Source organism: Bradyrhizobium sp. 149 (assembly GCF_023073915.1).
Lineage (GTDB): Bacteria > Pseudomonadota > Alphaproteobacteria > Rhizobiales > Xanthobacteraceae > Bradyrhizobium.
In genome coordinates this window covers 474,187-492,035 of record NZ_JADPKK010000023.1, presented here as the reverse complement: position 1 = coordinate 492,035, position 17,849 = coordinate 474,187, and the positions used below count along the sequence as shown (strand labels likewise).

Annotated in this window: 15 protein-coding genes and 1 pseudogene; all 16 read left to right on the top strand. The window is 62.8% G+C overall.

Annotated elements, in window-relative coordinates; all coding sequences use genetic code 11:
• Positions 1 to 20 precede the first annotated feature (20 nt).
• On the top strand, positions 21 to 764 hold the full coding sequence (locus IVA88_RS30140; protein WP_247500823.1) for a GntR family transcriptional regulator: 744 nt from the start codon (positions 21 to 23) through the stop codon (positions 762 to 764).
• Positions 765 to 859: 95 nt separating this feature from the next.
• Complete coding sequence (locus IVA88_RS30135; protein ID WP_247500822.1) at positions 860 to 2,230, top strand: MFS transporter; 1,371 nt, start codon at positions 860 to 862, stop codon at positions 2,228 to 2,230.
• Between the two features lie 131 nt (positions 2,231 to 2,361).
• Entirely contained in the window at positions 2,362 to 3,210 is an 849-nt protein-coding gene (locus IVA88_RS30130; protein WP_247500821.1) for an alpha/beta hydrolase, read from the top strand.
• Positions 3,211 to 4,373: 1,163 nt separating this feature from the next.
• Entirely contained in the window at positions 4,374 to 5,258 is an 885-nt protein-coding gene (locus tag IVA88_RS30125; RefSeq protein WP_247500820.1) for an AraC family transcriptional regulator, read from the top strand.
• A gap of 192 nt (positions 5,259 to 5,450) precedes the next feature.
• Positions 5,451 to 6,524: a sugar ABC transporter substrate-binding protein gene (locus IVA88_RS30120; RefSeq protein ID WP_247500819.1), complete on the top strand. Its 1,074-nt coding sequence runs from the start codon at positions 5,451 to 5,453 to the stop codon at positions 6,522 to 6,524.
• 60 nt (positions 6,525 to 6,584) lie between these two features.
• A complete protein-coding gene (locus tag IVA88_RS30115; RefSeq protein ID WP_247500818.1) occupies positions 6,585 to 7,409 on the top strand; it encodes an ATP-binding cassette domain-containing protein in 825 nt (274 codons plus the stop codon).
• On the top strand, positions 7,406 to 8,662 hold the full coding sequence (locus IVA88_RS30110; protein ID WP_247500817.1) for a sugar ABC transporter permease: 1,257 nt from the start codon (positions 7,406 to 7,408) through the stop codon (positions 8,660 to 8,662). The genes IVA88_RS30115 and IVA88_RS30110 overlap by 4 nt, the downstream gene beginning before the upstream one ends.
• Before the next feature lie 27 nt (positions 8,663 to 8,689).
• The gene (locus IVA88_RS30105) at positions 8,690 to 9,418 is read left to right on the top strand and encodes an SDR family oxidoreductase (RefSeq protein WP_247500816.1); all 729 of its coding nucleotides are present in this window, start codon (positions 8,690 to 8,692) and stop codon (positions 9,416 to 9,418) included.
• Positions 9,419 to 9,440: 22 nt separating this feature from the next.
• A complete protein-coding gene (locus IVA88_RS30100) occupies positions 9,441 to 11,069 on the top strand; it encodes an FGGY-family carbohydrate kinase (RefSeq protein ID WP_247500815.1) in 1,629 nt (542 codons plus the stop codon).
• 168 nt (positions 11,070 to 11,237) lie between these two features.
• Positions 11,238 to 12,569, top strand: a complete 1,332-nt coding sequence (locus tag IVA88_RS30095; RefSeq protein WP_247500814.1) for an extracellular solute-binding protein — start codon at positions 11,238 to 11,240, stop codon at positions 12,567 to 12,569.
• Positions 12,566 to 13,603 carry an ABC transporter permease subunit gene (locus tag IVA88_RS30090; protein WP_247500813.1) on the top strand — a complete coding sequence of 346 codons (1,038 nt, stop codon included), beginning with the start codon at positions 12,566 to 12,568 and terminating at the stop codon, positions 13,601 to 13,603. The genes IVA88_RS30095 and IVA88_RS30090 overlap by 4 nt, the downstream gene beginning before the upstream one ends.
• Before the next feature lie 4 nt (positions 13,604 to 13,607).
• Positions 13,608 to 14,528: an ABC transporter permease subunit gene (locus IVA88_RS30085; RefSeq protein ID WP_247500812.1), complete on the top strand. Its 921-nt coding sequence runs from the start codon at positions 13,608 to 13,610 to the stop codon at positions 14,526 to 14,528.
• An 8-nt stretch (positions 14,529 to 14,536) separates the two neighbouring features.
• Positions 14,537 to 15,298: a glycerophosphodiester phosphodiesterase family protein gene (locus IVA88_RS30080; protein ID WP_247500811.1), complete on the top strand. Its 762-nt coding sequence runs from the start codon at positions 14,537 to 14,539 to the stop codon at positions 15,296 to 15,298.
• Positions 15,299 to 15,422: 124 nt separating this feature from the next.
• A pseudogene (locus tag IVA88_RS30075) lies at positions 15,423 to 16,270 on the top strand (alkaline phosphatase D family protein); the annotation flags it as partial.
• The gene (locus IVA88_RS32615; protein ID WP_346657659.1) at positions 16,231 to 16,704 is read left to right on the top strand and encodes an alkaline phosphatase D family protein; all 474 of its coding nucleotides are present in this window, start codon (positions 16,231 to 16,233) and stop codon (positions 16,702 to 16,704) included. The pseudogene IVA88_RS30075 and the gene IVA88_RS32615, both read left to right, overlap by 40 nt.
• 144 nt (positions 16,705 to 16,848) lie before the next feature.
• Positions 16,849 to 17,796: a sugar-binding transcriptional regulator gene (locus IVA88_RS30070; RefSeq protein ID WP_247500810.1), complete on the top strand. Its 948-nt coding sequence runs from the start codon at positions 16,849 to 16,851 to the stop codon at positions 17,794 to 17,796.
• The last annotated feature ends 53 nt before the right edge of the window (positions 17,797 to 17,849 follow it).

Genomic DNA, 17,849 nt, shown 5'->3' with positions numbered 1-17,849 from the left:
TCGTGTCCTGCAGTCCTGTCATGCCTAGCCGCACCACGTCTCCGGCCAAGCCGGACCTCTCGCGCAGCAATGTTGCCCGCTATGTCCAGCTGGCGACGCTGTTTCGCCGCAACATCGAGTCCGGTCATTGGCCAGTGGGTGATCAGATCCCAACCGTCGATGAATTGGCCGCGCAGCATGGCGTAGCGCGCGCCACCATTCGCCAGGCGCTTGGCATCCTCGAGAGCGATGCCCTGATCAGCCGCTTCAGGGCGAAGGGGACTTTCGTCAACGCGCAGGAGCGCCAACATCTTTGGCTCGACATGACCACGGACTGGCGCGGGCTTCTCAATGCGCGAGAAGGCGCCGTCATCGAGGTCTTGGAAGAGGACGATGTGAGCCATTTACCGCGGCGATTTCATGATATCGGCGCGCCGACGTCACGGTATCGCCGGCTGAGGCGGCGTCATTCGCGCGAGGGACAGATATTCCTGGTGGCCGACGTGTTCATCGATGTGGAGTTCTTTCCGCTGATCCCCCGTGAAGCTCTGAGCAGCACGACGGCGATGCGTCTGGCGAGCTTCTTTCCGCGCAACATCAGCCACGCGCATCAAACCATCGTCATCGGCTCCGCCGATCTCGAAATGTCGGCACTGCTCGAGCTTCCGCTGAACGCGCCCGTGTGTCTCGTCGATCGATCGGCAGTCGATGATCGAGGACGCCTCATTCTCTTGTCCAAGGGCGTCTATCGGGGGGACCTTGTGCGTCTGGACATGCGCCTCTGACAACGCCCCCGCTGGACAAGATTAGCCCTATAGTTCATGCTTATGACATAAGGCTAAACGACGCGCCACGAGCGCGGCCGGCAGGGGAGGCGCGCGTGACGGACACAAGTATCGATATGCCTGGTCACCAGGAGGTGGATGCGACGTTTCGCAAAGTGGCGTGGCGCCTGGTTCCGATCTTGATGCTGGCATATGTGCTTGCGTTCATTGATCGCGGCAATGTCGGGTTCGCGAAGCTGCAGTTCATGGGTGACCTGCGTTTCAGCGAGGCGACGTACGGCCTCGGCGGTGGCCTTTTTTACCTCGGATACAGCGTGTTCGAGGTGCCCAGCAATCTGTGGCTCGCCCGCATCGGGGCGCGGACCACGCTGCTGCGCATCATGGTCTGCTGGGGGCTTTGTTCGGCGGCGCTCGCTTTCATGACCGCGCCTTCTCACTATTACATTCTTCGCTTCATGCTGGGGGCCGCCGAGGCTGGGCTGTTTCCGGGCGTGCTGTTCTATCTCACCACTTGGATCCCGCCGTCGCGCCGCAGCCAATTCACCGCGCTCTTCATGTCTGCGATCGCCATCTCCGGCATCGTCAGCGGGCCGTTGTCCGGAGCTATTCTCGGTGGCGCCGACGGGCTGCTCGGCCTGAAGGGCTGGCAATGGCTGTTCATCATAGAGGGCCTGCCTTCGGCGCTCACGGGCATCGTTGTCTACTTCGTGCTCGCCGACAGTCCCCAGACGGCGAAATGGCTCTCGGCGCGTGAGGTTGCAATCATTACCGCCGAACTGCAAAGCGAAGCGAATGCAGGTCAGCGACAGCGTCAGCACAATTTCGGAGCGGCTCTGCGCGATCGACGCCTGTATATTCTTTGCGGCATGTCGGTCGGCCTGATCGCCGGCGGAGCCGGAATTCCGCTATGGCTTCCGACCATTCTCCGCGGAACCGGAATTCACGAACCGCTTGCACTGGGCCTGTTCTCCGCCATCCCCTACATCGTCGCCGTGGCAGCGCAGCAACTCATTGCGCGAAGCTCCGACCGTTTGGGCGAGCGACGCTGGCACGCCGCGGTCCCGACATTGCTTTGCGCGATCGGCTGGTTGTTGCTTCCTCAGGCAATGGGCCATCCCTGGATGGCTATAAGTCTGCTCACGGTGATGACGGTCGGATATCTCGGCGCGACGGGCCCGTTTTGGACGATGCCCAGCCTCTATCTCTCGGGATCGGCGGCGGCCGGCGGAATTGCGATGATCACGACCTGCGGCGGTATCGGCGCGTTCTTCGCGCCGACCTTAGTCGGCTGGATGACCACGGTGACGGGGTCGCTAACATACGGACTATACGTCTATGGGGCGGTGATGGCATTCGGTGCTGTGGTGATGCTCGTAGGTACGAGCTCGACCGGATCTGTGAGCGCTACAGCGCAGGTTCACGAGGGAAACCTTCGGCAGGCAGCAAAGCAGCGCGCTGATGCGTGACAGAATCTCGCATGGGCGCTGGATTGCCGCCCTGCGGTTAACCTAGCCAAACGTTGCAACAGACGGCTCCTCGCCAAGCCTCGGATAAATGGCATCCGGCATTTGCGCGTCGAGCTCAGGTGGAAGAAACCATGACCGGAGTTGTTCTGGGCCGCGCCAGCGTCACGATCGGGTTGGTGCTTCAGCTTACCATGGCATCCGCGGCCGAAAATCGGTCACGGCATATCGTCGATGTTGGCGCAACCAGGATCGAGGTGATCGCCGAGGGGCACGGACCCATGATCGTCCTGCTCCCATCCACCGGTCGTGATTCGGAAGACTTCGACGTGCTCGCCGGGGGACTCGCGCAGGCCGGCTTCCGCGTGCTGCGTCCTCAGCCGCGCGGCATCGGCAGCAGTGTCGGGCTGATGACAGGCGTCAGCTTTCATGATTTCGCTAATGACATCGCAGCGATCATCAAGCACGAGGGCGCTGGTCCGGCTATCATTGCGGGCCACGCCTATGGCAATTGGATCGCCCGCACCGTTGCAACTGACCATCCCCAGCTTGTCCGCGGCGTCGTGTTGATGGCGGCGGGTGCGAAGAGTTGGCCACGCCAGCTCAGCGACGCGATAACCACGATCAACGATCTCAGCCAGCCGACGGCGTTACGGTTGAAGGCGCTGGAGTTCGCCTTTTTCGCTCCAGGCAACGACGCGTCCTCTTGGCTTGAAGGGTGGCACAAGGATGTCACCGAGAGTCAGCGGGCCGCTGGCCTCAACACGAAACGAGAATCCTGGTGGGCAAGCGGCGCGGCACGCATGCTCGATCTGCAAGCCGCAGATGACCCGTTTCGGCCGCGGGACACGGCTGATGAGCTGAAGAACGATTTCGGAGACCGCGTCAGCGTGGCCGTGGTGCCAAACGCCAGCCACGCTCTTCCCTGTGAACAGCCAGCGGCTGTCGTTCGAGCTATCGTCGCATGGGCGCGGGGGCTGTAAAGCGTGGCACCATCGATCAAGCCGCACACGTTCGAACACCGACTTGACCATCAGCGACTTAGTTCTGGTCCAGCTTACCACCGCGGTGCTAGCCCCGGCCGCCGCGTCGGGGCCAACGTTCAGAACCACCCCGGGAGAGGCGAAGAGGGACCCAGCGGTAGTTCCTAACTGTACCAGCGGTGAGGGACGGATCTGGTGTTTTCAGTTTATCACGTGCGGGCGACTGCAGTCGCGAATGACTGCGCATCGTCGCTCCGACAACTTCCAAATACTGCAGCTCGATTTGATCATGAGCAAGAAAGTTCGTCTCGACCGCATCTGGAGTATCATCCAAAACCTAGGCGTTTGCATGCTGACGACGCATTTCGGGGGCGGGCTACGTGTGCGGCCGCTTGAAGCAAGGCCCGAACACCTGCAGTCAGCGCACATGTCCGGCACTTCGTCGCTACGCATCGTGCTGCGGCCGCCCGCTCAGCCCTTGTTCGCGAGCACGTGCTGAAGGGCTATCAGCCTCATTATCCTCGGAAGCAGATTTTCCGCATTGGCCTCACCAGGTCTGCGTTCCGCACCAAAGCGGACGTCTGCCGACCAGTCCGAATTTGTGGTGAAGCGCTGCGAGCTTGGCTCCGAGAAGCCATAGGTTGGTGTGGCGCACGATCTCCTCCATCGTCTGGCTGGCGTTGCATGGCCTTCACAGCCTATCGGCAGCCTGCAGGATTACGCGGGTGGGCTTAGCACCACCTCCATCCGCAGCGCCGATGAACGCGATGCCACCTGCAAACCCAACGGCGCCTGCGCGGTCGGCCTCGGCCGCAGCCAGGATGAGGCGGCGGTCCCCGCTGTGCTTGCGTCAGGAGATTCGAGTCGGTCTGGGCCGCGCTCGCGTGCGATCGGCATCGCGTCCGCAATCCGTTCATCTTGAGCGCGGCGTCCAAGCACTCCCGGAGCAGCGGCTGCAGCCGATCCGCACACGCCTAGGGCACGACGGGGGGCTCGGGACGGCGTTCTGCACATCAAAAAAGTATCAGTTGCACATTGAAATGGTGGTGGCGTGCCTAGGGACCGGTCGCTACTCTCCCGACGAGAGGAAGCGCTGAGCAAATTCAGCCGATAAGGGAACAGGGCGGATCATCGCAAGCCGCACCGGCCCGAAGGGAGCGGACATGGAACCGGACCTGGAAGTTGTCCAGATACGGCGGGGCGAGTCGTTCAAGGCGTGGTCGCACGGCTACCCATTCCACACGGTCCGCTGGCATTTCCACCCCGAATTCGAGCTCCATCAGGTTGTAGCCACCTGCGGTCGCTATTTCGTCGGCGACTTTATCGGCGAGTTCGAGCCGGGCAATCTCGTCCTTACCGGTCCCAACCTGCCGCACAACTGGGTGAGTGATCTGCCGGCGGGGAGTACCATTCCGCTGCGGGGACGCGTCCTCCAGTTCAGTGAAGAATTTATAGGCGACCTGATAAAGATCATGCCTGAGCTCTCCGGCCTTGCCTCGCTGCTGGAATTCTCCCGCCGCGGCGCGCTTTTCACCCGCAGCACGAGCGACAAAATCGCCTCGCTCATGGAGGAGATCGTGACGGCGAACGGCGTGCGTCGGATCGAGCTGTTCCTGATGATCTTGGGAACACTCTGCCGCGCCCGCAATGCGCGCCCGCTCTCCAGCCCGAATTATCTGCCCGACCCGTCGGGTTATATGTCTGCGGGCATGAACAAGGCGCTCGCCTTCATCCGTCAGAACCTGACGCAGCCTTTCGGTGAAGCGGAGCTCGCGGCAATCGCCGGCCAGTCGCAGAGCGCGTTTTCGCGCTCCTTCCGCCGCCACACCGGCATGCCACTGGTGCGATACGTCAAGCGCCTTCGCGTCAACCTCGCCTGCCAGATCCTGATGAGTGACGAGCAGGCGTCCATCACCGACATCTGCTTCGAAGTCGGCTTCAACAATCTCTCCAATTTCAACCGGCAGTTTTTGGCAGAGAAAGGCATGCCGCCTTCGCGCTTCAGGCGATTGCTGGCGCAAAACATCAATACGGCGCACGCTGCCTAGCCGGCGAAGAGCAAAAGGAGACGATCACCACGGAAAGAATGACGCGGGCATGCGACAGCAGCCCGCGACAGGAATCGCTTGTCCAGGAATTTCCGCGGCTTCGGAGCACCTGCACTCGTCGGGGACGGAAGCCGCGAAGGCCCATCTTCAAGGATCAACCACAGCACTCTAGTTCTGGAAAGGAAAGTCTGAATGAAAAGATTCTCCCCGAAACATACGGGCACACTTGCCCTGGCGCTGTCGCTGCTCGGCATAACGGCCATGTTCTCGCAGGCAGCAGAGGTGAAGGACGCGACCGTTGCCTTCCTCATGCCGGACCAGGCTTCCACCCGCTACGAACAACATGATTATCCGGGCTTCGCCGCGGAGATGAAGAAGCTCTGCGCCAGTTGCAAAGTGATCTACCAGAACGCCAGCGCGGACGCCGCACGGCAGCAACAGCAGTTCAATTCGGTGATCTCGCAGGGCGCCAAGGTGATCGTGCTCGACCCGGTCGACTCGACCGCGGCGGCCTCCCTCGTCAAGATGGCGCAGTCGCAGGGCATCAAGGTCATAGCCTACGACCGGCCGGTCCCCGACGCCAAAGTCGATTTCTACGTGTCCTTCGACAATCAAGCCATCGGCAAGGCCATCTCCGAGTCGCTCGTCAAGCATCTCAAGGCCGCCAACGTGACGGCCAAGGAGGGCGAAGGCGTGCTTGAAATCAATGGGTCTCCGACCGATGCCGCTGCGGGACTCATCAAGAAGGGTATCCACGAGGGCCTTGACAAGAGCGGCTATCCAATTCTGGCCGAATACGACACGCCGGACTGGGCGCCGCCGAAGGCGCAGCAGTGGGCGAGCGGCCAGATCACCCGCTTCGGCAAGAAAATCCTCGGCGTCGTGGCCGCCAATGATGGCACGGGCGGTGGCGCAATTGCAGCTTTCAAGGCCGCAGGTGTTGATCCGGTGCCGCCGGTGACAGGCAACGATGCCACGATTGCCGCGCTTCAGCTCGTCATCGCCGGCGATCAGTACAACACGATCTCCAAACCCAGTGAGATCGTGGCAGCTGCGGCGGCGCAAGCGGCAGTGAAATTCCTCTCCGGCGAGACGCCCAAGGCGGAAACCACGCTTTTCAATGCGCCATCGAAGCTATTCGTGCCGGCCGTCGTCACTCAGGAGAACCTGAAGGCGGAGATCATCGACAAGAAGATCCAGACGGCCGATCAGCTCTGCACGGGCCGATATGCCGCGGGTTGCAAGAAGCTTGGCATCACGCAGTAACGACGTCGGTCCCGGCCGCTACCGGCGGCCGGGACGGACGACGAGAGGGCGAATTGGGACATGACCACGATCTCGGATGTCGATGACGCGCAGGGCGGACCGCGCAAGCCGGTCTTGAGTCTTCGCGGAATTTCCAAGCATTTCGGCGCCGTGTCCGCCCTGACCAACGTGGATCTCGACGTGCATGCCGGCGAGGTTGTGGCACTCGTAGGCGACAACGGTGCAGGAAAATCCACGCTGGTGAAGATCCTTGCCGGCGTGCATCAACCCACCTCCGGGTCGATTGCCTTCGGCGGCCAGCCTGTTGTCCTGTCCGATCCGGCCACCGCGCTCGGTCTCGGCATCGCCACCGTTTTCCAGGATTTGGCGCTCTGCGAGAATCTCGACGTGGTCGCAAATATTTTCCTCGGCCGCGAGCTCAATCCGCTGCGGCTCGACGAGGTCTCCATGGAGCTTCGCGCCTGGACGTTGCTCAACCAATTGTCGGCGCGGATCCCGAGCGTGCGAGAGCCCGTGGCCTCGCTCTCCGGCGGACAGCGCCAGACCGTGGCGATCGCTCGCTCGCTGCTGACCGAGCCAAAGCTCATCCTGCTCGACGAGCCGACCGCCGCACTTGGCGTCGCCCAGACCGCTGAGGTGCTCGACCTCGTCGAGCGTGTTCGCGCCCGCGGCCTCGGCGTCATCATGATCAGCCACAACATGGAGGACGTTCGCGCGGTTGCCGACCGGATCGTCGTGCTGCGCCTCGGTCGCAACAACGGCGAATTCGAGCCCGACGTCTCCAACCAGGATCTCGTCACGGCGATTACCGGTGCGGACGAAAACTCGGTTTCTCGCCGCGCCAGCCGGCGCGGCGCCCATCCGTCGCCGGAGCTTGGGCGATGACCGGCGACACGCAACAGGTTTCGACGGAGCGGCCGCTCGACCGCAGCGACGAACGGGTCAAGCACGCGGACACGCTTGGAAACACGATCAGCGCTTTTGTCGACCGCGTACGGTCGGGCGACCTCGGTTCGCTGCCGGTCGTCGTCGGGCTCATTGTCATCTGCACGGCATTCGAGAGTCTCAATCCTGTTTTTCTCGCGCCCAACAATCTGGTCAATTTGCTGTTTGATTGCTCGACGGTGGGCGTCATCTCGCTAGGCATCGTCTGTATCCTGATGGTCGGCGAGATCGATCTCTCGGTTGGGTCGGTGAGTGGGTTTGCATCCGCGCTCGTCGGCGTGCTTTGGGTCGCTCAAGATTGGCCGGTGGCCGCGGCGATCGTCACGGCGCTCGTGGTGGGCGCTGCCATCGGCGCGCTCTATGCGTTTTTGTTCAATCGCCTGGGAATGCCGAGCTTCGTTTCGACGCTGGCCGGCCTGCTGGCGTGGCTCGGCCTGCAGCTATATCTGCTCGGCTCCTCCGGCTCGATCAATCTTCCGTACGGATCACCGCTGGTCAATTTCGGGCAGATGCTCGTCATGCCGCCGATCGTGTCCTATGTGCTGGCGGCGGTCGCGAGTCTGGTCATGTTCGTGACCGGCTACCGCACGGCCGCGCGGCGGCGGCAGGCGGGGCTATCGGCCAGTTCGCTTGGCCGCATGGTGCTGAAGGCGCTGCTGGTTACCATCGTGCTCGAATTCGTCGTCTATTATCTCAATCTCGGGCGCGGCATTCCCTGGATGTTCGGTCTGTTCGTCGGCTTGTGCGTGGTCATGAACTACGCGTTGACGCGGACCAAATGGGGCCGCTCGATGTCTGCCGTCGGCGGCAATCGCGAGGCGGCGCGCCGCGCCGGCATCAACGTCCGCCGGGTCTATTCGACTGCGTTCATGCTGTGCTCAACGCTGGCGGCCGCTGGCGGCATTCTTGCCGCAGCGCGGCTGGCATCGTCTAGCCAGCAGGCCGGGACCGGGGATGTGAACCTCAATGCGATCGCCGCCGCAGTCATCGGTGGCACGAGCCTGTTCGGCGGCCGTGGGAGCGCCTATTCCGCGCTGCTCGGCGTCATCGTTATCCAGTCCATCGCGAGCGGTCTCACGTTGCTCGATCTCTCCTCGTCGCTACGGTACATGATCACCGGCGCGGTCCTTGCCATTGCGGTCATCGTCGATTCGCTGGCACGGCGCTCACGCCTCTCCCATGGCCGAGCTTGAATAACTCTCACAAGAAAAGGACAAGCCTTGGCACAGGAAATTGCAGGAAAAGTTGCCGCGATCACCGGCGCCGCGTCGGGCATCGGACTCGAATGTGCCAGGACGTTGATCGGGGCCGGCGCGCGGGTGGTGCTGATCGATCGGGCGGAGGAGGCACTGAACAGTGCCCGCGTCGAGCTGGGCGATCGGGCGATTCCGTTACGTATCGACCTCACTGATCCCGTGAGCATGGGATCGATGATGCCGCAGGTATTGGAAAAGGCGGGCCAGCTGGACATCTTCCATGCGAATGCTGGCGCCTATGTCGGCGGCGAGGTGCTTGGCGGCGATCCCGATGCCTGGGACCGCATGCTCAATTTGAACATCAATGCGCTGTTCCGCTCGGTCCATGCGGTGCTGCCGCACATGGTCGAGCGCAAAAGCGGCGACATCATCGTCACCAGTTCGATCGCAGGTCTCGTCCCCGTCGTCTGGGAGCCGATCTATACCGCCTCCAAGCACGCCGTGCAGGCTTTCGTGCATACTGTGCGTCGGCAGGTCGCCAAGCATGGTCTGCGTGTCGGCGCTGTTGCGCCCGGCCCCGTCGTGACCGCGCTCATCAAAGACTGGCCCAAAGAAAAGATCGAGGAAGAAATGGCGGCTGGCGGCTTGATGCAGCCGGTGGAAGTCGCACAGGCGGTGCTTTTCATGTTGACGCGTCCGAGAAACGTCACCATCCGCGACCTCGTCATTCTGCCGCAGAGCAACGATCTGTAGCGCCTTCCGATCGGCAACCCAGATGACGACCAAGCAATTCGATAACCGCAATTTTCTTGGCATCGACGTCGGCACGGGCAGCGCACGGGCCGGAGTGTTCGACCGCTCCGGTAGACTGATCGGGAGTGACAGCGCCCCTGTTGCGCTTTGGCGGGAGGCCGGCGACATCGTCGAGCAGTCGAGCGAGGATATCTGGCGTGCCGTATGCCGCAGCGTGCGTGGCGCGGTGGCGGAGGCCGGCATCGCGCCGGATGGCATCGCCGGCATCGGCTTCGACGCGACCTGCTCACTGGTGGTGCTGGGCCAGGGGGGCGCGCCGCTGCCCGTCGGGCCGTCCGGCGATCCGGCTCGTAACGTCATCGTATGGATGGATCACCGCGCCGCCGATCAGACGCGCCGGATCAACCAGACGGGCGAGAAAGTTCTCGACTATGTGGGCGGAACGATCTCACCCGAGATGGAGACGCCGAAACTGTTGTGGCTCGCCGAAAACATGCCCGGCACGTTCTTCCGTGCGTGGCAGTTCATGGACTTGACCGACTTTCTCACGTGGCGTGCGACAGGGAGCTTGTCCCGCTCCATCTGTACCGTGACCTGCAAGTGGACCTATCTGGGTCACGAAGACCGCTGGGACGATAAATTCTTTCGCAAGGTCGGCCTCGGCGTGCTGGCGGACGAGCAGTTCCGCAGGATCGGCACCGAGATCGTGCCCGGCGGAACGAGGCTGGCAGCGGGGCTGACTGCGGAGGCAGCGGCCGACGTCGGTCTCGTGGCGGGCACGCCGGTCGCTGCAGGCCTGATCGATGCGCATGCCGGTGGCGTTGGTACGGTGGGGGCGCGCGGTACGGCGGGTACGGTGCTGACGCGCATGGCCTATGTCTTTGGAACGTCCGCCTGTACCATGACGACCACTCCGAACCCGTCTTTCGTCCCCGGTGTTTGGGGACCCTATTTCTCCGCCATGGTGCCTGGGCTTTGGCTCAATGAAGGCGGGCAGTCGGCCGCCGGCGCTGCGGTCGAGCATCTGCTGCAGATGCATCTGCATTCGGCGCAAGCAACACAAGTGGCAAGCCAGAAGCAGCAGCCTCTTGCCGATTGGCTTGCCTCGGAAATTGAATCACGCGGCGGTGCCGAACGGCTCCCGGGGTTGGTCGGCGAGCTTCATGTCGTCCCCGAATTCCTCGGCAATCGCGCGCCGTTCGCGGATCCTGACGCGCGGGCGTTGATTGCCGGCCTTGATATGCGCTCGGATCTCGAGAGCCTGCTGGCACTGTATCTTGCCGGGCTATGCGGCCTCGGTTGCGGGGCCCGGCAGATCGTTCGCGCTCAGCAAGACAAAGGCATTGCGCTCGATACGATCGTGGTCAGCGGCGGTGCCGCAAAGAGCCGCTTGGTGCGGCAGGTGCTCGCCGATATTACGGGGTTGACGGTCGCTGCGTCGGCCTCCCCAGAGGCGGTCCTTCTCGGCTCCGCAATGCTTGGATCGGTTGCCTCGGGCGATCATGCCGACCTCCGCGAGGCGATGGAGGCGATGTCGGCCTTGGGAGACATCCATCTCCCCCAGGCCGTTTTGGCAGGCTGGGCCGATCGCCGCTTCAAGGCCTTCGAGGCCCTGCAGAAGGTCGGTCGGGCAATTAGAAGCGCTTCGTAGCCCTATGCCGACTGGACCCGGCGCACCCAAGCACGGCTTGCATCTGACGCCGGTCCCGCTGCCGGACGAGAGCGGCGTTCGACCCTCTTTCATCATCGTGACACATATGTCATGATAGAGATACAAATGTATAGACCGGGCCTCTTGCCTGGCGAGGGAGGGCTGCCCATGGGTAGGAAAGTCGCATTCATTGCGGCCTTGTTCGGCGCGTTGGCGTTGGTTGGTCCGGCACAGGCGCGGGTCGAGGTACAGTGGTGGCACGCCATGAGTGGCGTCCTCGCCGATCGGCTCAATGAGCTGGTCGAGAAGTTCAACACGTCGCAGGACAAGTACACAGTCGTCGCGGTTGCCAAGGGGAACTATGATGAGGTGACCAACGGGGTGATCGCCGCCTATCGCGCCAAGCGGCCGCCGGAAATGGTGCAGATCGCCGAGCGCGGTTACATGACGATGCTGCTCTCGGGAGCCATCGTTCCCGTGCAGGACCTGGTGGAGCAGAAGGGCTACAAGATCGACTTTGCGGACTTCATCAAACCCGTGGCAAGCTTCTGGAGCTATAAGGGGCGGATGTCGGCGATGCCCTTCAACTCGTCGACGCCGATCTTTTGGTACAACAAGGATCACTTCCAGAAGGCGGGCTTCGATAAGCCGGCCGACACCTGGCAGGAGCTGGAGCGCCAGCTCTACGCGATCAAGTCCAAGGGGATCAGCGAGTGCGGCACGGTGCTGCCCGGCGATTTCTACTGGAGCCTGCTCGAGAACTACAGCGCCATCAATAACCAGCCCTACGGTACGCTTGCGAACGGCTTCGAAGGGCTCGGCACCGAGTTCATCTACAACAAGACGAAGGTGGTGTCGCAAGTCGCGCGGCTCAAGAAATGGCTCGATGACGGCCTGATGCAGATCGCCGGCCAGGGCTTCAGTCCCGAGCAGCTGTTCACGTCGGGGCGGTGTTCGACTTTCGTCAATTCGACCGCATCGCACGGCAACATCGAACGCAACGCGACCATCAAGTGGAGCGCCACCTTTCTGCCGCACGAGAGCGACATCAATCCGCCTCTCAACAGCACCATCGGCGGTGGGGCCATCTGGATCATGAAGGGCCACACGCCGGAGCGCTACGAGGCCGTCGCGGCCTTTCTGGATTTCGTCGCGCAGCCGGAAACCCAGGTCTGGTGGCACGGCGCGACCGGCTATGTTCCCGCCACCAACCGAGCCTATGCGCTCGCGCGGGAGCGGGGCTACTACAAGGATCATCCGACCAGGGAGATCGCGGTGCTGCAGCTCTCGCGCGGCACGCCGAACGAGAATTCGCGCGGGTTTCGTTTCGGCAACTTCGTGCAGACGATGCTGGCCCAGCGCCAGGAAGTCGAGGCGGTGTTCGCCGGTCAGAAGCTGCCGCAGCAGGCCATGGATGACGCAGTCAAGCGGGGTAACGAAATCCTGCGGCAGTTCGAAAAGCTGAATGCCGGGAAGACTCCGGAAACCGAGCGTCCATGACGTTGCGCCTGTCCATCCCGTGGCGCGAGGCACGCGCCCCCGTGCTTCAGCGAAGGCACGGGGGCGGTGGGTCCAAGGCCGTGCCGGTGGCATCCGCCGGTCGATCGCGCGCGTCGGGAAAGACGCGGCGGCGTGAAGAGGCCGGACTGAAACGAGCCAATTTCGGCGACGGTCCCGGTCTGCCGACGCTGCTGTTGCTGCCGCAATTGCTGATCCTGCTGTTCTTCTTCTTCATTCCGTCGCTGCGGGCGCTGATGCAATCCGTCCTGCTCAGCGATCCCTTCGGGACCAACGTCCAGTTCGTGTGGTTCGACAATTTCAAGGCACTGCTTGCGAGTAGCGACTACCGCCAGTCGATCGCGGTGACGTTCTGGTTCACGCTGGCGCAGAACGTGCTCACGCTGGGCAGCGCGCTCGTGCTGGCGTTCGCGACCGACAGGATCGTACGCGGCCGTTCGGCCTATCGCACCATCATCCTGTTGCCCTATGCCATTGCGCCCGCGATTGCCGGCATCCTGTGGGCCTTCTTGTTCAATCCGGCGGTGGGCCCGCTCGCGCAGGTGCTGCACAGTTTCGGCGTTGCATGGGACCCTAACCTCAATCCGACTGATGCGCTGATCCTGGTGACGCTCGCCGCGTCTTGGAAGCACATCTGCTACGACTATATCTTTCTGGTGGTGGGGTTGCTCGCGGTACCGGTGTCGCTGATGGAGGCTGCCGCTGTGGACGGCGCGGGACCGATCCGTCGCTTCGTCTCGATCGCGCTGCCGATGCTCGGGCCCACCATCTTCTTTCTCACAGTGATGAACTTCATTTATGGCTTCTTCGAAACCTTCGCCATCATCGATGCGGTGACGAAAGGCGGGCCGGCCGGTGCAACCAACATTCTGGTCTACAAGGTCTTCGTCGACGGCTTCGTCAATCTCGATCTCGGCTCTTCGGCCGCACAGTCGGTTCTCTTGATGAGCTTTGCGCTGATCTGCACGCTGCTGCAATTCCGCTACTTCGACCGCAAGGTCAATTACGGAGTCTAGCCGGATGGTGGAACGCTCGCCGGTTCTCAACCTGGTCTGTCACGCGATCCTGATCGTCGGCGCGCTCATGGTCTGCGTACCGCTGTATTTCGCGTTCGTGGCGGGCTCGCTCACGGTGGCCGAGGTGCAGAAGGTGCCGTTGCCGTGGCTGCCGGGAGGCCAATTCTTCGACAATCTGCAGCTGGCCTGGAGCAAGGGCAACTTCAGCCGGACCTTCGCCAATTCGATTATCGTGGCGCTCGGCATCACGGCCGGCAAGATCGCAGTATCGCTGCTCTCGGCCTTCGCCATCACCTACTTTCGGTTCCGCTATCGAATGCTCGCATTCTGGCTCATCTTCGTATCGCTGATGCTGCCGATCGAGGTTCGGATCGTACCGACCTTCGAGGCCGTGGCAAATGCGGCGCTACCCCTGCAATGGCTCTTGGATAGCGTGTATGTCGCGGATCTCTGGGGCTGGATCAGCGGTCACGAGGTCGCGATCGCCCTCGAATGGAACATGGTCAACACCTATCCCGGGCTGATCCTCCCGCTGATCGCCTCAGCCACTGCCACATTCCTTTTTCGCCAATTCTTCCTGACGATCCCGGATGAGTTATGCGAGGCGGCGAGGCTGGATGGCGCCTCGCCGCTGCACTTCTTCTGGAGCATTCTGCTGCCGCTGTCCGTTCCGAATATGGTGGCGCTCGCCATCATCCTATTCCTGTTCGGCTGGAATCAGTATCTCTGGCCGTTACTATTCACCACCGATAAGGACATGGCGACGGCGGTCATCGCGTTGAAGGGTCTGATCCCCCGCTCCGACAGTGAGCCCGCCTGGAACATCGCCATGAGTGGTGCGCTCCTCACGATGTTGCCGCCAGTGTTGGTCGTTCTGCTGTTGCAACGCTGGTTCATCAAGGGTCTTGTCGACAGCAGCAAATAGGACTGATCATGGTTTTTATCGCCGGGCATCGCGGCGGACGCAATCTTTGGCCGGAGAACAGCCTGACGGGCTTTCGCAACCTTTGCAGGGAAGGGGTCGACGCAGTCGAGTTCGACGTCCATCAGAGCACGGACGGCGGGCTTGTCGTGATCCATGATCCGCTGCTCGATCGCACCACATTCGAGAGCGGGCCGGTGGGCGAGCGCAGCCTGCGACGCTTGACGGCAACGCGCCTTCGCGATTCCGGTGATGAGTGCATTCCATCCCTGGACGATGTGCTCGATGTGTTCAGCGAAACCACGCTCGAACTGCATATCGAGATCAAGACGGACGCGCTCGGCAACCTCTATTCAGGGCTGGAGGCACGGCTGATCGACCAGATCAAGCGCCGGGGCCTGGAACGGCGCACTGTTATCACCTGCTTCGTGCCCGGCGTGATCGAGACCGTGCGCCGGCTCTGGCCGGAGGCGCGTGTGCTGGTTTCGCTCGATCGTCGTTCGGCGGAGATGATGGGCGGAATTGAGCCCGCGCTGACGCAATTGGCCACCATTCGCGACTGCGTCGTCGCAGTTGAAAAATCGCTCCTGGGGCTCGCCTTGCCGCTCGCCCTGAAGATGCTCGGGTCGGAGCGTCTCGGTGCATGGGTGACCAACGAGCCAGAGGATATTGCTTATTGGCTTACCCAACCGGTGCGGCAGATCACGACCGATCGGCCGGATCTCGCTGTGAGCATTCGCCGCAGGCTCGAAACGATGCCGGCGCGCCCATGATTCCCCGCCCTCACTTTCTCATGGCATCGCTGGCGAGCGCCGCCTTAGCCGCGCCGGTTGGGTTCGTGCGAGGAGCGCCGGTGTCGTTCACTGCGGATCTTTTCACGCTCGGTGTTGCCTCCGGATGCCCGCGGGGGGGACCGCGTCATTCTGTCGACCCGCCTTGCGGCGCAGCCGCTCGAGGGCGGGCGGCAAGCAGGACGCATCAGTGGACGTCGAATGGCAGGTTGTGGACGAAGAGGCCTTCTGGCGCGTCGTCTGCCGCGGCGTCGTTCGGGCGACGGCAGAGCTTGCGCATTCGGTGCATGCCGAGGCGAAGGGGCTGCGACCGGACCGAGTCTATTGGTACCGCTTCCGCGCCGGTCAGGCCCTGAGTCCGATCGGACGCACCCGTAGCGCGCCCTCCTACCGCGGCATGGCGGCACGCGATCTCGACCTCGTCGTGCATCTCGGCGACTACATCTATGAGAAATCCTGGGGATCGCACCACTCCGCCAGCACGGCGTCGGAATTCCGACGACGCTCGAGGAATTCCGCAACCGCTATGCGCTCAAGAGCGATCCCGACCTGCAAGCGGCGCACGCTGCCCTTCTCTGGCTTACGGTCGGGGACGACCACGAGGTGATGGACGACTATGCCAATGATCGCTCCTACACGGTGCGCGACCCCGGTCAGTTCCTGAAGATCCGCGCGGCGGCCTATCAGGCCTATTACGAGCACATGCCGCTCTCACCTCCGGCTCGGCCGCGCGGCGCAGATGCCACGATCTATGCGCACTATCGCTTCGGCGACATGCTCGACGTGCTGCTGCTCGACAACCGGCAATATCGCTCGGCATCGGCGTGTGTCGGAAGCAGGCGGCCGACCTGGGTGACGGAGTGTGCACGCCGGACGGACGAAGCGCGGACAATGCTGGGCCAGGAACAGAAGCAATGGTTCGATGCCAGCCTGCGCCACTGCCTCGGCCGCTGGACAGTCGTCGCGCAGCAGACACTGATGGCGCAGCACAAGCGGGAGGGGACGAAGGCACGCATTTCTGGACGGACGGCTGGGACGGCTATCCCAATGCACGCCAGCGGCTCCTCGATTCGCTCGTGGCGCATCGCCGGCGCAATCCGATCGTGATCGGCGGTGATCGTCACGCCTTCTTTACGGCCGATCTGAAGCACGATTTCGCTCGACCGGAAGGACCTACCATTGCGACCGAGTTCGTCGGCACGTCGATCACCTCGGACGGGCCGAGCGAAGCCAGTGTGCGCAAGGCGCTGGCGGCGGACCCGCATCTGGTCTATGCGCGTGGCGACAAGCGCGGCTATGCGACCGTCGACCTCGACGCCGAGCATTGCACTGTGGGATTCGAGGTGATCGACGACGTCAAGGACGCGGGAGCGCCGTGCGCCGGCTGACGAGCTTTGTGGTCGAGGATGGCGTGCCGGGCGCGAGGGCCGCATGGTGAGATCCGCGCGGCACAGATTTGACGGCCAACGAAAGATCGCCTCAAATGTCCCGACGTCTGACTGTGCTTTGAGGCCGCTGCGGGGGGCTGCGCCATGACCGATCAAACCATCCTGCGGGTCGCCTGGCTCTACTACATGGAGAACCTGACCCAGGCCGACATCGGCGAGCGGCTCGGGCTGACCCGCGCCCGCGTCAACCGCATGCTGTCGGAGGCCCGGCAGACCGGCATCGTCAACATTCGCCTCAACTCCGCCTTTGCGAGCTGCACGGAACTGGAGCATCGCCTGTGCCGGGAATGCGGCCTCGAGGATGCCGTCGTCATCCCGAGCCCGGAGAATCCCGAGCAGGTCGGCCGTCTGATCGGGATGGCGGCGGGAGCGTATCTATCGAAATTCCTCGAGCAGAAGCGCCCGCGCATCATCGGCATCGGTTGGGGCTCGACCTTGCGCGAGACCATCCGTTACGTCACGTCGGCGGACTATCCCGAACTGTCCATCGTCTCCATGATGGGAGGCCTGTCGCGCGGACTAGAGCTTAACACCTTCGAAATTGCTGGTGAGCTCGCACACCGGCTGCACGCCCAGTGCAGCTATCTGGCCGCCCCAATCTTCGTCAGCAGCCGGCGCTCGCGCGACACCTTTTTGGCTCAAGAGGTCTATCAGGAGGTGCTGAACAGCGTTGATCGGATCGATCTTGCGCTTTTGAGCATGGGAGATTTGACACCGCGCTCGCTCCTGATGCGCCATGGGCTGCCACCGGACGTGCGTGCCGAGCAGCTGCGGGCGGCAGGCGCCGTCGGCGACATCCTGGCGCAGTTTCTCGACAAGACCGGCCAGCCGATCGATCATGGCATCAACAGCCGTGCCATTGCACTGCCGCTCGACAAGCTGGCGCGCGTGCCGACGTCGATGCTGATTGCCGGCGGGCTCAACAAGGCGCCGATCATCGCCGCGGTGCTGCGCGGCCGGATCGGCAAGGTGCTGGTGACCGACGAGAACGCCGCCGTTGCCGCGCTGAAACTGATCGACAAGCAGAAATAGCCGAATTTTCGCGACGGATAGGGGGAGACGCGCCTTCAACACGGGTGGCGCGA

Bases quoted from the DNA above. Each gene is read 5' to 3' on its own strand.
- IVA88_RS30140 (WP_247500823.1), top strand. From the start codon at position 21: ATGCCTAGCCGCACCACGTCTCCGGCCAAGCCGGACCTCTCGCGCAGC.
- IVA88_RS30130 (WP_247500821.1), top strand. From the start codon at position 2,362: ATGACCGGAGTTGTTCTGGGCCGCGCCAGCGTCACGATCGGGTTGGTG.
- IVA88_RS30125 (WP_247500820.1), top strand. From the start codon at position 4,374: ATGGAACCGGACCTGGAAGTTGTCCAGATACGGCGGGGCGAGTCGTTC.
- IVA88_RS30120 (WP_247500819.1), top strand. From the start codon at position 5,451: ATGAAAAGATTCTCCCCGAAACATACGGGCACACTTGCCCTGGCGCTG.
- IVA88_RS30115 (WP_247500818.1), top strand. From the start codon at position 6,585: ATGACCACGATCTCGGATGTCGATGACGCGCAGGGCGGACCGCGCAAG.
- IVA88_RS30110 (WP_247500817.1), top strand. From the start codon at position 7,406: ATGACCGGCGACACGCAACAGGTTTCGACGGAGCGGCCGCTCGACCGC.
- IVA88_RS30100 (WP_247500815.1), top strand. From the start codon at position 9,441: ATGACGACCAAGCAATTCGATAACCGCAATTTTCTTGGCATCGACGTC.
- IVA88_RS30095 (WP_247500814.1), top strand. From the start codon at position 11,238: ATGGGTAGGAAAGTCGCATTCATTGCGGCCTTGTTCGGCGCGTTGGCG.
- IVA88_RS30090 (WP_247500813.1), top strand. From the start codon at position 12,566: ATGACGTTGCGCCTGTCCATCCCGTGGCGCGAGGCACGCGCCCCCGTG.
- IVA88_RS30085 (WP_247500812.1), top strand. From the start codon at position 13,608: ATGGTGGAACGCTCGCCGGTTCTCAACCTGGTCTGTCACGCGATCCTG.
- IVA88_RS30080 (WP_247500811.1), top strand. From the start codon at position 14,537: ATGGTTTTTATCGCCGGGCATCGCGGCGGACGCAATCTTTGGCCGGAG.
- IVA88_RS32615 (WP_346657659.1), top strand. From the start codon at position 16,231: ATGGTTCGATGCCAGCCTGCGCCACTGCCTCGGCCGCTGGACAGTCGT.
- IVA88_RS30070 (WP_247500810.1), top strand. From the start codon at position 16,849: ATGACCGATCAAACCATCCTGCGGGTCGCCTGGCTCTACTACATGGAG.